The sequence below is a fragment of the Pseudomonas protegens genome, assembly GCF_003732485.1.
GTDB classification, from domain to species: domain Bacteria; phylum Pseudomonadota; class Gammaproteobacteria; order Pseudomonadales; family Pseudomonadaceae; genus Aquipseudomonas; species Aquipseudomonas protegens_B.
Genome location: NZ_MOAK01000081.1, coordinates 295,429 through 309,363, shown reverse-complemented (window position 1 = coordinate 309,363; position 13,935 = coordinate 295,429). Strand labels below are relative to the sequence as shown.

The 13,935-nt window shown below is 62.3% G+C and carries 12 protein-coding genes; 6 read left to right on the top strand and 6 right to left on the bottom strand.

The genetic code is table 11. The features are described from left to right. Positions 1-24 precede the first annotated feature (24 nt). Together BLX41_RS25280 and BLX41_RS25275 are read left to right on the top strand one after the other, a co-directional pair. On the top strand, positions 25-1,746 hold the full coding sequence (locus tag BLX41_RS25280; RefSeq protein WP_123727075.1) for a response regulator: 1,722 nt from the start codon (positions 25-27) through the stop codon (positions 1,744-1,746). Between the two features lie 185 nt (positions 1,747-1,931). Then, the gene (locus BLX41_RS25275; RefSeq protein ID WP_123727074.1) at positions 1,932-4,883 is read left to right on the top strand and encodes an HD domain-containing phosphohydrolase; all 2,952 of its coding nucleotides are present in this window, start codon (positions 1,932-1,934) and stop codon (positions 4,881-4,883) included. Positions 4,884-4,886: 3 nt separating this feature from the next. Here the strand turns inward: BLX41_RS25275 and BLX41_RS25270 are convergent, their stop codons facing one another. Both BLX41_RS25270 and BLX41_RS25265 read right to left on the bottom strand, forming a co-directional pair. Then, entirely contained in the window at positions 4,887-5,369 is a 483-nt protein-coding gene (locus tag BLX41_RS25270) for a GAF domain-containing protein (RefSeq protein WP_123727073.1), read from the bottom strand. After that, positions 5,366-6,256 carry an ATP-binding protein gene (locus BLX41_RS25265; protein WP_123727072.1) on the bottom strand — a complete coding sequence of 297 codons (891 nt, stop codon included), beginning with the start codon at positions 6,254-6,256 and terminating at the stop codon, positions 5,366-5,368. The genes BLX41_RS25270 and BLX41_RS25265 overlap by 4 nt, the downstream gene beginning before the upstream one ends. A gap of 165 nt (positions 6,257-6,421) precedes the next feature. Here BLX41_RS25265 and BLX41_RS25260 point away from each other — a divergent pair, with 165 nt between their 5' ends. After that, positions 6,422-8,743: a hybrid sensor histidine kinase/response regulator gene (locus BLX41_RS25260; protein ID WP_123727071.1), complete on the top strand. Its 2,322-nt coding sequence runs from the start codon at positions 6,422-6,424 to the stop codon at positions 8,741-8,743. Here the strand turns inward: BLX41_RS25260 and BLX41_RS25255 are convergent. The 3 genes from BLX41_RS25255 to msrB all read right to left on the bottom strand — a co-directional run bounded on the left by BLX41_RS25255 (position 8,727) and on the right by msrB (position 10,166). Then, complete coding sequence (locus BLX41_RS25255; protein ID WP_123727070.1) at positions 8,727-9,188, bottom strand: MarR family winged helix-turn-helix transcriptional regulator; 462 nt, start codon at positions 9,186-9,188, stop codon at positions 8,727-8,729. The genes BLX41_RS25260 and BLX41_RS25255 overlap by 17 nt on opposite strands. Next, positions 9,185-9,670 carry a glutathione peroxidase gene (locus tag BLX41_RS25250; protein ID WP_123727069.1) on the bottom strand — a complete coding sequence of 162 codons (486 nt, stop codon included), beginning with the start codon at positions 9,668-9,670 and terminating at the stop codon, positions 9,185-9,187. The genes BLX41_RS25255 and BLX41_RS25250 overlap by 4 nt, the downstream gene beginning before the upstream one ends. Positions 9,671-9,773: 103 nt before the next feature. Next, positions 9,774-10,166 carry a peptide-methionine (R)-S-oxide reductase MsrB gene (gene msrB / locus BLX41_RS25245; protein ID WP_123727068.1) on the bottom strand — a complete coding sequence of 131 codons (393 nt, stop codon included), beginning with the start codon at positions 10,164-10,166 and terminating at the stop codon, positions 9,774-9,776. A 223-nt stretch (positions 10,167-10,389) separates the two neighbouring features. On the opposite strand from msrB, the gene BLX41_RS25240 reads away from it, so the two are divergent. Both BLX41_RS25240 and htpX read left to right on the top strand, forming a co-directional pair. Continuing rightward, positions 10,390-11,601 carry a pyridoxal phosphate-dependent aminotransferase gene (locus BLX41_RS25240; RefSeq protein WP_123727067.1) on the top strand — a complete coding sequence of 404 codons (1,212 nt, stop codon included), beginning with the start codon at positions 10,390-10,392 and terminating at the stop codon, positions 11,599-11,601. 301 nt (positions 11,602-11,902) lie between these two features. Next, on the top strand, positions 11,903-12,790 hold the full coding sequence (gene htpX, locus BLX41_RS25235; RefSeq protein ID WP_016965069.1) for a protease HtpX: 888 nt from the start codon (positions 11,903-11,905) through the stop codon (positions 12,788-12,790). 68 nt (positions 12,791-12,858) lie between these two features. Here the strand turns inward: htpX and BLX41_RS25230 are convergent, their stop codons facing one another. Next, positions 12,859-13,524: a thiopurine S-methyltransferase gene (locus BLX41_RS25230; RefSeq protein WP_123727066.1), complete on the bottom strand. Its 666-nt coding sequence runs from the start codon at positions 13,522-13,524 to the stop codon at positions 12,859-12,861. A gap of 102 nt (positions 13,525-13,626) precedes the next feature. On the opposite strand from BLX41_RS25230, the gene BLX41_RS33865 reads away from it, so the two are divergent. Further along, positions 13,627-13,935: dioxygenase family protein (locus tag BLX41_RS33865; RefSeq protein WP_185073775.1), on the top strand; the 309-nt coding region annotated here is incomplete at its 3' end.

The window sequence follows — 13,935 nt, the reverse complement described above, 5'->3', positions numbered from 1 at the left end:
CCGACCGGGCCGAGCACCCCAGCGATGATCGAGGCCCTGCTCTCGCCATCCGGCGTTTTCTCACTGCTGGTCCTGCTGCTGGCGTCATGCCTGAACCAGGCCCGACTCTACCGACAACTGCGCCGGCACCGGCAACAATCAGGGGTACTGGAACAGACAGTGGCCGCCCTGGACACAGGCAAGCGCCAAGCCGAAGAAGCCGACCGACGCAAAACCCAGTTCCTGGGGCACATGGGCCATGAAATCCGCACTCCGCTGAACGCCTTCATCGGTCTGCTGGAACTGATGCTGCAACAAACCAGGGCCCAGTCGCAAAACCATGCCTCCCTGGAGCTGGCCCTGGGTGCTGCCAGGGATCTGCGTGAGCTGCTCGGGGACCTGCTGGACATCAGCCGGATCGAATCCGGCCACCTGCAATTAAACCCGGCCTGGATCAGCCTGCGGGACAGTGTCGATGGGGTGATGGAGATGTTCCAGGCCCTGGCCCGCCAGAAAGACCTGGACCTCAACCTTGAGTTCAAGGCCCCCGAACCAGAGCCCCTGGTGCTGCTCGACGCCCTGCGTTTCAAACAGGTGCTGGCAAATCTGCTGAGCAACGCGATCAAGTTCACCCACCAGGGTGCGGTCCAGGTCAGATTGCAACTGCAACCTGCAATGCTTACGGGGCACTACCAGCTGAAACTGCAAGTGCTGGACAGCGGCATAGGCATTCCCCGGGAGGAGCGGCAACGGCTGTTGCAACCCTTTGCCCAGGTTGACCCGCACAGCCAGTCGCCCCGGGACAGTACCGGGCTCGGGCTGCCCATCAGCCATCAGCTGTGCCTGCAGATGGGGGGCGAACTGAGCCTGCACGGACGCCGCGGCCCCGGCAGCGAAGCCCGGGTGGAGTTGCCCCTGGCCGGCAGGATGGAGGCCGCCAAGGCCAGCCCAGCCCCCATGCCCCGGGCCAACCACTTGCCTCTGGACATCCTGCTGGTGGACGACCATCGCGCCAGCCTGACACTGCTGCAGGAACAACTGGAGTCCCTCGGGCACCGGGTCACCTGCGCCGCAGATGGGTTGCAGGCTTATGAGCAATGGCAAGAAGGCGATTTCGACCTGCTGATCGTCGATTGCAACATGCCCTTGATGAATGGCTATCAACTGGCCGGGGCCATCCGCCGGAACGAAGCGCTACAACAGCGGCCGGCGGTGACCCTGCTCGGTTGCAGCGCCAGCGGCGACTCCCAGACGATCCAGCGCTGCCTGGATGCCGGCATGCACGACTGCCTGCTCAAACCCCTGGACCTGAACCTGCTGAGCCAGAAACTGGAGACATTCAAGACGCCGCCCAGGGCGGACAGTTTCAGCCTGTCGGCCCTGCATACCCTGACCCGTAACCAGCCTCTGTTTGTCTTGCGCATGCTCAGGGAGCTCCTGAAGTGCTGCCGCGAAGATCGCCTCGCCCTGGGGCTCATTCCGGCCAGCGATCCCCAGGCGTTGCAGACCCTGGCACACAAGATCAAGGGCTCGGCGCAGATGGTCGGTGCCACCGCTTTACAGGCCCGTTGCCAAGCTCTGGAACGGGCCTGCCAGAACAACGCCGGGATTGAGGCCTGTAGCGCCGCCATCAGCGCCCTGGACCTGGCCCTGCTGCGCGTTATCCAGTCCCTGCTGCAGCATCTGGATCAGCATCCGCAACAGGCGTCGCCAGCCTCCTCCCATGCCGCGAATCCAGGGGTCTCGGACCTCGCGGACGGTCAATGATCAAGCCTCTTGCCAGGCACATATCAAAAGGCCAGTATTCCAGCCCTGTGATCCACCTCCATGAGGTCCGTGCCCACGGACTTCTCGATACCCTCAACCTCCAGGCGGGGCCAAGGCAGAGAGTACCGGCCTTAACTATGCTTGGTTATTGAGCCATGCCTGATGTGCCCCTGGAGAGAATTGGAATGCCGAGCACGCCACCGCCTGCACAACGTCGCTTTCCTCTTCATATCCATATCAGTGCGATGTTCACCCTGCTGCTGCTCCTGACTGGCGTGGTGCTGGGTATCTACAACTACCAGCAGACCACCCGCATTATTCTGGGCAGCAGTGAAAAGCTCTTCCTGCGCATCGAACAGGATGTGCGCAGCGACCTGAAATCCACCTACAACCCCATACGCCACCTGCTCAGCCTGCTCGCGGACAGCCCGGCAGCCCAGGCTTCGAACCTGGAACAGCGCCTGGCGCTGCTCAGGCCGTTCAGCCAGTCGTTGCTGGATAACCCGGACCTGGCCTCGCTGTACCTGGGATATGCCAATGGCGATTTCTTCATGGTACGGCCACTGCGCAACGCCGAGATCAAGGACAAGCGCCACGCACCACCGGACAGCGCCTACGAAGTCTGGAGCATCGAGCGTAATGCCAGCAGCGGCCAGGTTCACTCCCAATCGCTGTTCTATGACGCCGGGCTGTCCCTGATCGACCGTCTGGAACACTCCGACGAGCACTACGACCCGCGAACCCGCGACTGGTTCTCCAGCGCCCGGAGCGACGCCGACCAGATCACCACCCGCCCCTATGTGTTCTATTCCACCCTCAACGTCGGCACCACCCTGGCCCGGCGCAGCGGCAGAATGGCGGTGATTGCCGCCGATCTGACCCTCGAACAACTGTCATCGACCCTGGCCAAGCACCGGGTCACACCGGCCACCGAAGTGGCGCTGCTGGATGACCAGGGCAACGTCGTGGCCTACCCCGAAAGCCACAAGCTGCTGCTGGAGCAACGTAGCGCGCGCCTGATCAAGGGCAACGACCTGAACCCGGTGCTCGACGCCCTGTTGCAGGGGCAGACCGCTGACGGTCACTTGCAGGCCCTGGGCCGCAACTGGATAGTCGCCAGCAGCCATATCGCCGAAGGCGGACCCGGCGGGCTGCAACTGGCATTGCTGGTGCCCGAGGACGAACTGCTGGCCGACGCCTATCGCCTGCGCTGGCAAGGGGCCTTGATCACGCTGACCACCCTGCTACTGTGCCTGCCCCTGGGCTGGCTGATCTCGCGCATTCTGGTGCGGCCACTGCACGCCCTGGTGCAGGAGGCGGATGCCATCCGCAGCTTCAATTTCGACTACCCGGTGTCGCGGCGCTCGCCCGTGCTGGAGGTGGACCAACTGGGCCTGTCCATGGCCCGGATGAAGGAGACCCTGGCCAGTTTTTTCGAGATCAACGCCAGTCTGTCCGCCGAAACCCGCTTCGATCCCCTGCTGCAACGGGTGCTGTTCGAGACCGTGAAGATCGCCCAGGCCCAGGCCGGGCTGATCTACCTCTCGGAAAGCAAGGGTTCGCGCCTGGAGCCCTATGGCCTGATCATCGATGGGCAACTCCAGGACCTGCCGCGCTTCAATATCGCCACCAAGGACCTGACGGACCCGAGGCTCCCGGACTGGCTGCATCAATTGACCGACAACGACAACGTGGTCACGACCCTGGGCTTCGAACAGGCCGGCAGCCTGCAACGCGTGCTGCTGGCCCTGGACAGTCCCAGCGCCCATCTGGTGGGCATCCGCTTGCGTAATCGGCACAACGAAACGGTGGGCATGCTCCTACTGTTCCTGGTGGACAGCGGCACCGAGGCCGACCTGGACAAACTCAGCCCGGACCGTATCGCCTTTATCCAGGCCGTGTCCGCGACCGCCGCGCTGTGTATCGAGAGCCAGCGCCTGCAGAACAAGCAAAAGCATCTGCTGGACGCCTTTATCCAGTTGCTGGCCGGGGCCATCGATGCCAAGAGTCCCTACACCGGCGGCCACTGCCAGCGCGTGCCGGCCCTGACCCTGATGCTGGCCGAAGCCGCTGCCGCCAGCCAGGACCCGAGGTTCGCTGCCTACCAGCCCAGCGACGACGAGTGGGAAGCCTTGCATATTGCCGCCTGGCTGCATGACTGCGGCAAGGTCACGACCCCGGAATACGTGGTGGACAAGGCCACCAAGCTGGAAACCCTGAATGACCGGATTCATGAAATCCGCACCCGCTTCGAAGTGCTCAAGCGCGATGCCTGGATCGACTACTGGCGGGCCGTGGCCGAAGGCGCCGAGGCATCCGCCCAGGCCGCCGAGCGCGACGCCCGCCTGCAGGCCCTGGACGAGGATTTCGCTTTTGTCGCGCGTTGCAATCTGGGGGCCGAGTTCATGGCCGAGGCCGACCAGCAGCGCTTGCAGAGCATCGCTCAGCGCACATGGAGCCGGACCCTGGACGATCGTCTGGGGGTTTCCTGGGAAGAACTGCAGCGCCAGCAACGCCGGCCGGCCCCCAGCCTGCCGGTGCAGGAGCAGCTGCTGGCGGACAAGCCGGAGCATCTGCTGGAGCGCAGCGCCGTGGAGATCATGGCGGCGGACAATCCCTGGGGCTTCAAGCTCCAGATGCCGGCCCACAAGTACAATCGTGGCGAGCTGTACAACCTGAGCATTCCCCGGGGCACGCTGACCGCCGAGGAGCGCTATGTGATCAACCACCACATCGTGCAGACCATCATCATGCTCGAGCACCTGCCCTTCCCCAGCCACTTGCAGAACGTGGCGGAGATCGCCGGCGGCCATCACGAGAAAATGGACGGCAGCGGCTACCCCAAACAGCTCAAGCGCGAGCAGATGAGCCTGCCGGCGCGGATGATGGCGATTGCCGACATTTTCGAGGCCCTGACTGCGGCAGACCGCCCCTACAAGAAGGGCAAGACCCTGAGTGAAGCGCTGAACATCATGGCCATGATGTGCCGCGACGCCCACATCGACCCCGAGTTGTTCGAGCTGTTCATCCAGCAGCGGATCTACCAGCGCTACGCCGAACGCTTCCTGGCGCCGCAGCAGGTGGACCCGGTGGATCAGGACGCGCTGTTGCAGAAGGCGGGCTTGAGCGCCCGCTAGACGTCAGCAGTCGCTCAAGCGCAGGAAGATCGCTGCCAGTTGTTCGATCCCGGCCTGGTCCGCCACGCAAAAGCGGGCCAGCTTGGGGCTGTCCAGGTCGAGCACGCCGATCAGCCGGCCGTCCTTGAGCAAAGGCACCACCAACTCGCTGTTGGAAGCACTGTCACAGGCAATGTGCCCGGCAAAGGCATGCACGTCTTCCACTCGCTGGGTCTGCAGGGTGGCCGCGGCAGTGCCGCAAACGCCACGGCCAAAAGGAATCCGCACGCAGGCGATCTGGCCCTGGAACGGCCCGAGCACCAACTCCTGGTTGCGGTTGAGGTAGAACCCCGCCCAGTTCAGGTCATCCAACTGGCTGAACAGGAACGCCGAGAACTGCGCCGCATTGGCGATAAAGTCGCGCTCATCGGCCAACAGCGACTCCAGCTGTGCGCACAGCAGCCCATAGCCATTGAGGCCTTGGCCGGCGCTTTGCAAATCGATCATGCTTTTTGCTCCAACAACTGCAAACCCACCCAATAGCGGGCAAATTGATAGGCACAACGGCCGTTACGGTTACCCCGGCCCGTGGCCCAGCGCACCGCCAGAATGTCCAGGGCCTCGTCACGCTGCCACTTCAGGCCCGCCTTGCTCGCCAACTCGCCGATCCAGTGCTCCACCACATTGAGGAAGTGTTCCTGGGTGAAGGGATAGAACGACAACCACAGGCCAAAGCGATCCGACAGGGCGATCTTGTCTTCCACCGCTTCGCTGGGATGCAGTTCGCCATCGACGCGCTTCCAGTTCTCGTTGTCGCTTTCCTTTTCCGGCACCAGGTGCCGGCGGTTCGAGGTGGCGTATAGCAGTACGTTTTCCGGAGCCTGCTCCAGGGAGCCGTCGAGTACGCTCTTGAGCACCCGATAGTCGCCCTCGCCGGCCTCGAACGACAGGTCGTCACAGAACAGCACGAAACGCTGGGGCAGCTTGACCAGTTGCTCCACCACCCGCGGCAGGTCCGCCAGGTGATCTCGCTCGATCTCGATCAGCCGCAGGCCGCCCTTGGCGTGCTCGGCCAGCAAGGCGCGCACCAGGGAGGATTTACCGGTGCCACGGGAGCCCCAAAGCAAGGCATGGTTGGCCGGCAGGCCATCGAGGAACTGCTGGGTATTGCGCGCCAACTGCTCACGCTGCTTGTCGACCCCGATCAGGTCGCTCAGGCGCATATCCAGGCTGACTTCCAGGGGCAGCAGGAAGCCGCTGCGGCCTTCACGCTGCCAGCGCGCTGCCAGGCATTGGTTCCAGTCGATGCTCTGGCGCAAGGTGGGCAGCAGCGGTTCGATCCGGGCCAGGACGGCATCGGCACGTTCAAGAAATGCATTCAATCGGGCATCCACGACTTTTCCTCAGGCACGTTCAAGGTAATGATGCGTCACACAGACCAAACGCCGTCCTGATCAAAGGGTCTATCGCCTTATCAGCTGCTGCCAGGCCGGGCCGGCAACCAAAGATGATCAGCTATGCTTGCGCAGCGAAGGGAAACGAAAGTGGTTCAGCCCCCCATGGATATCAAGTTCACCAACCGCCTGTCCTATAAACAGGCCCGGCTCACCGTGCTGGTGGGTTTCATTCTGGGGACCGCGCTCAGTCTGCTGCAAATCGGCATCGATTATGCCAGTGAAGATGCTTCCATCAATCGTGAAATTCAGTCACTGCTGGAAATCAGTCACAACCCGGCATCACGCATTGCCTACAACATCGACTCCGAACTGGCCCAGGAACTGACCCTGGGCCTGCTGCGTTCCCCGGCAATCATTCGTGCGCAGCTCATCGACAACAACAATACCCTGCTGGCCAACGTCGAACGGCCCGCGCAACAGAGTCGCTACCGGGCCCTCAGCGACTTCCTGTTCGGTGCCGACCGGCAGTTCGAGGACCGTCTATACCTCAGCCACCTGCCCGAGGAGTCCCTCGGCACCCTGCACCTGGAGGTCGACACCTATGCCTTCGGCAGCCGCTTCCTGCGCCGCGCCGAGGTCACCCTGATCAACGGCTTCGCCCGTAGCCTGATCCTCACCGGGATTCTCCTGGCGCTGTTCTATGTGATGCTGACCAAGCCTCTGGTGGGGGTGATCCGCGAACTCAGCAGCCGTGACCCGCGCAGCCCGCAACAGAACAAACTGGAGTTTCCCCACGGTCACGAGAACGATGAAGTCGGGGTACTGGTCAAGGTGGCCAACCAGCAATTCGAAATCATGGCCACCGAGATCCAGCAGCGGCGCAATGCCGAGAACCGCCTGACCGAATACCTCGGGCAGCTGGAAAACATCGTCTCGGCACGTACCACCGAGCTCAAGGCCAGCAACGCCCGGCTCAGCCAGTCCAACGAGGAGCTGGAAGTCGCCCGACGCACCGCCCTGGACATGGCCCAGGCCCGCGCCGCATTCCTGGCCAACATGAGCCACGAAATCCGCACCCCGCTCAACGGCCTGCTGGGGATGATCGCCCTGTCCCTGGACAGCCCGCTGAACCCCGAACAGCGCCAGCAACTGTCCATCGCCCACGACTCCGGCAAAGTCCTGGTGGAGCTGCTCAACGATATTCTCGACATGTCCAAGTTCGACGCCGGGCAGTTGGAGCTGGAGCGCATCCCCTTCGACCTCGGGGTGCTGGTGGAGGACACCGCCAACCTGTTGTCGCAGAACGCGGCAGCCAGCGTGGAACTGGCCTGCCTGATCGCCCCGGACTTTCCGGCCCTGGTGCTGGGGGACCCGATGCGGGTGCGGCAGATCGTCAGCAACCTGCTGTCCAATGCCCTCAAGTTCACCCGCTTCGGCCGGGTCGATGTGCGCCTGAGCACCCAGGGCGACGGGGTGCGTATCGAGATCTGCGACACCGGCATCGGCATCGCCCAGGAAGCCCAGGTGCGGATCTTCCAGCCCTATACCCAGGCGGGCGCCGGTATCACCCGCCAATACGGCGGCACGGGGCTGGGGCTGGCCCTGACCTACAACCTCTGCGAGGCCATGAACGGGCGCTTGAGCATCAGCTCGGAAGTGGGCTTCGGCAGTCAGTTCTGCGCCGATCTGCCGCTGCCCTGCCACACCCCGGCCATTGCGCCGCCGGCACTGTCCGGCAAGATCATCGCCATCACCGACGCCGGCAGCGGCCTGGCTGAACTGCTGGGTTCCCTGCTGCCGACCTGGGGGCTCGACTACCAGCGTTACGACATCGAGGACTCGCTGGCCGGGCGCGACCCCGACCTGCTGATCACCGACTGCCCGGAATGCCTGTTCGGCCTGCGCCCGGCCATTACTGCCCCGATCCTGCTGGTGACCGCCTATGGCAGCTTCTTGCCCAGCGAAGAGGCCAGCGCCCTGGCGCCGCTGCAGCAACAGGCTCGTCCCCTGGCGCGCAACGCCTTGTATCAGACCCTGCGCCGCTCGTTGCTGGCGGAAACCATTACCCTCAATGACGCCCAACTGGAAATGCCGGCGCAGATCCGCCGGGCAGACATCCTGCTGGTGGAGGACAACCCGGTGAACCAACTGGTGGCCAAAGGCATGCTCAGCAAGCTCGGGTGCGCCGTGACTGTGGCCGCCCACGGCGCCGAGGCCCTCAACCAGCTGGAGCACAACCGCTTCGACCTGGTGTTGATGGACTGCAACATGCCGGTCATGGACGGTTACGAGGCCAGCCGACAGATCCGCCGCAGCGGGCGCTGGCCGGACTTGCCGATCATTGCCCTGACCGCCAACGCCATGCCCGAGGAGCGCGAACGCTGCCGGGTGGCGGGCATGAGTGACTACCTGGCCAAGCCATTCCGTCGCGAGGAACTGATCGCCCTGCTGGATCTGTGGGTGCCCACTACGACAAGGCTTTGATCTGCTGCAGCAGGTGATCGAGGCCGTCGCGCAACTGATCCAGACTGTTGAGGTCGACCCCGCTGTCGCACAGCAGCGCCGCCTTGAGCGGCGGCACCTGATCCCGTAGCGCCAGGCCTGTTTCACTCAAGCTCAGGTGCACTTCCCGCTCATCACGCCCTGAGCGTTGACGTTGCACCAGTTGCAACTGCTCAAGACGCTTGAGCAGCGGGGTCAAGGTGCCGGAATCCAGGGACAGACGCTCCCCCAGGGCCTTCACCGTCGGCTGCAGCACAGGCGCCGCCTGCCACTCCCACAGCACCAGCATCACCAGGTACTGCGGGTAGGTCAGGCCCAGACGGTCGAGCATCGGCTTGTAGCCACGAACCACGGCCCGCGAGGCGGCGTACAGCTTGAAGCACAGCTGGGAATCGAGTTTCAGTGCATCCACCGACAGGTCATTCATTTGAGCAGGGCTTCAATCTCGCGGCTCAGGTCCTGGGGCTTGGTCGCCGGCGCGAAGCGCTTGACCAGCTTGCCGTCCTGGCCAATCAGGAACTTGGTGAAATTCCATTTGATGCCCTGGGAACCCAGGACCCCGGGTGCACGTTTCTTCAACTGGACGAACAGCGGGTGGGCGGCGGCGCCATTGACTTCGATCTTCTTGAACAGCGGGAAGCTGACGCCATAGTTCAGCTCGCAGAACTCGGAAATCGCCCCTTCGTTGCCCGGCTCCTGCTTGCCGAACTGGTTGCACGGGAATCCCAGCACCACCAGGCCCTGGTCCTTGTAGGTCTGCCACAACTCCTCCAGCCCTTTGTACTGGGGGGTGAAGCCACACTTGCTGGCGGTGTTGACCACCAGCACGGCCTTGCCGGCGAAGTCCGCCAGGGTCTTCTGTTCACCCTTGATGGTGGTGCAGGGAATAGTCAGCAGCGAGTCGGTCATGGCAGCAATTCCATTCAAGATGAGAGACGGTAAAAATAGCGCTCAATTAAATTGTGCGCAATTTAATTGACCGAAAGGCGACTCCGAAGAATCGCCCTGGTACTTAACGCGGAACCAGATCCAGGCACACCGAATTGATGCAATAACGCAAGCCGGTGGGCGGCGGACCGTCCGGAAAAACGTGGCCCAGGTGGGCATCGCATTTGGCACAGACCACTTCGGTGCGGATCATGCCGTGGCTCACGTCGCGAATCTCGACCATGGCACTGTCGGCGATGGGTTCAAAGAAACTCGGCCAGCCACAACCGGAATCGAATTTGGCCGTGGAGTCGAACAGCGGCTCATTGCAGCAGATGCAGTGATAGACCCCATCGGTCTTGGTGCCGTTGTACTTGCCCGAGAAGGGCCGTTCGGTGCCCTTGAGCCGGCAGACGTTGTACTGCTCCGGATCGAGCATCGCCCGCCATTCTTCCAGGGTTTTTTCCAGCTTTTCCATGGTCCTTCCTCTGCAACGGAAAAAGCCCGATCTGTATCTTTTCCACGGATCGGGCGGCACGTATGATTGCGCCTCGTCAGACGCCAGTCTGGCAGCCGCGTTACACCCATTCAAACGGATTTTGCCGCGCCGGTGCGGGCTACAGGCCGGTGTGACACGGCAGAATTCCCAGTACGGTAGTTCATCCTCCGCCTGGATCGTTCATTTTCGGGAACACATCGCCATGCAGGTCAGCAAATCGAACAAGCTCGCCAACGTCTGTTATGACATTCGCGGCCCAGTGCTCAAGCACGCCAAACGCCTGGAAGAGGAAGGCCATCGCATCCTCAAGCTGAATATCGGCAACCCGGCGCCCTTTGGTTTCGAAGCGCCGGACGAAATTCTCCAGGACGTGATCCGCAACCTGCCCACTGCCCAGGGCTACAGCGACTCCAAGGGCCTGTTCAGTGCGCGCAAGGCGGTGATGCAGTACTACCAGCAGAAGCAGGTGGAAGGCATCGGCATTGAAGACATCTACCTGGGCAATGGTGTTTCCGAGCTGATCGTGATGGCCATGCAGGCGCTGCTCAACAACGGCGACGAAGTGCTGGTCCCGGCCCCGGACTACCCGCTGTGGACTGCGGCAGTGAGCCTGGCCGGCGGCAACCCGGTGCACTACCTGTGCGATGAGCAGGCCAACTGGTGGCCTGACCTGGCCGACATCAAGGCCAAGATCACCCCGAACACCAAGGCCCTGGTGATCATCAACCCGAACAACCCCACCGGCGCCGTGTACCCCAAGGAAGTGCTGCTGGGCATGCTGGAGCTGGCCCGCCAGCACAACCTGGTGGTGTTCTCGGACGAGATCTACGACAAGATCCTCTACGATGACGCCGTGCATATCTGCACCGCCTCCCTGGCGCCGGACCTGCTGTGCCTGACCTTCAACGGCTTGTCCAAGTCCTATCGAGTGGCGGGTTTCCGCTCCGGCTGGGTGGCCATTTCCGGTCCCAAGCAGCATGCGCTGAGCTACATCGAAGGCATCGATATGCTGGCCAACATGCGCCTGTGCGCCAACGTGCCCAGCCAGCACGCGATCCAGACTGCACTGGGCGGCTACCAGAGCATCAACGATCTGGTGCTGCCACCGGGCCGCCTGCTGGAACAGCGCAACCGCACCTGGGAGCTGCTCAACGATATTCCCGGGGTGAGCTGCGTGAAGCCCATGGGCGCGCTGTATGCCTTCCCGAGGATCGATCCGAAGATCTGTCCGATCCACAACGACGAAAAGTTCGTCCTCGACCTGCTGCTCTCGGAAAAGCTCCTGGTGGTACAAGGCACGGCCTTCAACTGGCCATGGCCGGATCACTTCCGCGTGGTGACCCTGCCGCGGGTGGATGACCTGGAGCAGGCCATCGGTCGGATCGGCAGCTTCCTCAAGTCCTACCGCCAGTAACGGCAAAAACGCAGTGCGATCCCTCTCTGATCGCACTGCGATTAATTCAGCAACACATCTTCACTGCCCTGCTCCACGCCCCTTCTATAAGCTTGCACTTTCCGTCCTGCCCACTGTCACAGGTCTGCACCGCAGCCGGGTAACGGCCGCCCTGGCATTGGCTCATGGCGTTGCACTAGAAGCGTCTAGCCCCGGCCTGTGCGACACAGTTTGAAATAGAAGCCGTATTGAATAGGCGGTTGTCGCACCTTATATACCCCGCAGTACGCTACATCTTTAGCTTGAGGAGATTTCTACAACCATGATGCGAATCCTGCTGTTTTTGGCCACTAACCTTGCGGTCGTGCTGATTGCCAGCATCACCCTGAGCCTTTTCGGCTTCAACGGGTTCATGGCGGCCAATGGGGTTGATCTGAACCTCAATCAGCTGCTGATTTTCTGTGCGGTCTTCGGTTTTGCCGGTTCGCTGTTCTCGCTGTTCATCTCCAAGTGGATGGCGAAGATGAGCACCAGCACGCAGATCATCACCCAACCGCGCACCCGCCATGAGCAATGGTTGCTGCAAACCGTTGAGCAACTGTCCCGCGAAGCTGGGATCAAGATGCCCGAAGTGGGTATTTTCCCGGCCTACGAGGCCAACGCCTTCGCCACCGGCTGGAACAAGAACGACGCCCTGGTGGCGGTCAGCCAAGGCCTGCTGGAGCGTTTCTCGCCCGATGAAGTCAAGGCCGTGCTGGCCCACGAGATCGGTCACGTTGCCAACGGCGACATGGTGACCCTGGCACTGATCCAGGGCGTGGTGAACACCTTCGTGATGTTCTTCGCGCGGATCATCGGCAACTTCGTCGACAAGGTGATCTTCAAGAACGAAGAGGGCCAGGGCATTGCCTACTACGTGGCGACCATCTTCGCCGAACTGGTCCTGGGTTTTCTCGCCAGCGCCATCGTCATGTGGTTCTCGCGCAAGCGTGAATACCGTGCCGACGAAGCCGGTGCCCGCCTGGCCGGCACCAACGCCATGATTGGCGCCCTGCAGCGCCTGCGCTCGGAACAGGGCCTGCCGGTGCATATGCCCGACACCCTGAACGCCTTCGGCATCAACGGTGGCATCAAGCAGGGCCTGGCTCGCATGTTCATGAGCCACCCGCCGCTGGAAGAGCGTATCGACGCCCTGCGTCGTCGCGGCTGATCAGCCAACCGGAAACACCCAAAAGGGCGACGCGAGTCGCCCTTTTGCATGGCGCGAGAAAATACCTGTCAGCGTCCGCCCTGCTTTTCCAGACGATAGACTCGCTCCACCAGCCGCGTGACTCCATTCTGAAGAAACTTCCAGCTCTCCCCCAGAATGTCGCGCTCAACCTCGACCTCCAGCTGCCAGGCACTCCCCAGCCGCTGACGGACTTCATCGTCGAGTACCGCGAATGGCGGACCGTCCAGCTGGGACTGATCGTAATCCATGGTAATCAACAGCCCCTTGCAGCCCGCGGGCAGCAGAGCATTGAGGTGCGCGGCGTAGCGCTGACGCATTTCGGGGGGCAAGGCGATCATCGCGGCACGGTCGTACAGTGCGGTACAACCCGCCATATCCTCGACAGTCAGGGCAAAGAAGTCACCGCACCAAAGCTGGATCGGGCCATGGGCATAGACCTTGAAACCGCCTTGCTGGCTGAGCTGCGGTTCTAGATTGTGCTCGCGAAAGAAGTCCTCAACGGCCTTCTCCGCCAACTCGATGCCCAGCACCTGAAAACCCTGGTTGGCAAGCCAGATCAGGTCCAGGCTCTTGCCGCACAGGGGCACCAGCACCCGCGCGTCCGTGGGCAGGCCCAAACCCGGCCAGTACTGTTGCAGGTAGGGGTTGACCTCTGCCAGGTGAAAGCCGATCTGATCGCGCTCCCAGCGCTTGTGCCAAAAGTCCGCGTGCATGAGAAGTCCTTAAAATTCGATCAAAAAGCCCTAAAACTTATATTAGATTTAGATTAATGATCTGATTGAAGATGGCGCATCTTAACCTTCAGGACCTTCTTCATGCTTCCCAGCCTGTTTATCTCCCACGGTTCTCCCATGCTGGCCCTGGAGCCTGGTGCCAGCGGTCCTGCCCTGGCCAACCTGGCAGCACAACTGCCACGTCCCAAGGCGATCCTGGTGGTTTCAGCCCATTGGGAAAGCCAGGATCTGCGGGTCAGCGCCCACCCTCACCCGGAAACCTGGCATGACTTCGGCGGCTTCCCCGCCGCGCTGTTTGCCGTGCAATACCCGGCTCCCGGCGATCCTGAACTGGCGGCGCAAGTGGTGGAGTTGCTCAAGGCCGAGGGCCTGCCGGCACAGCTGGACAAC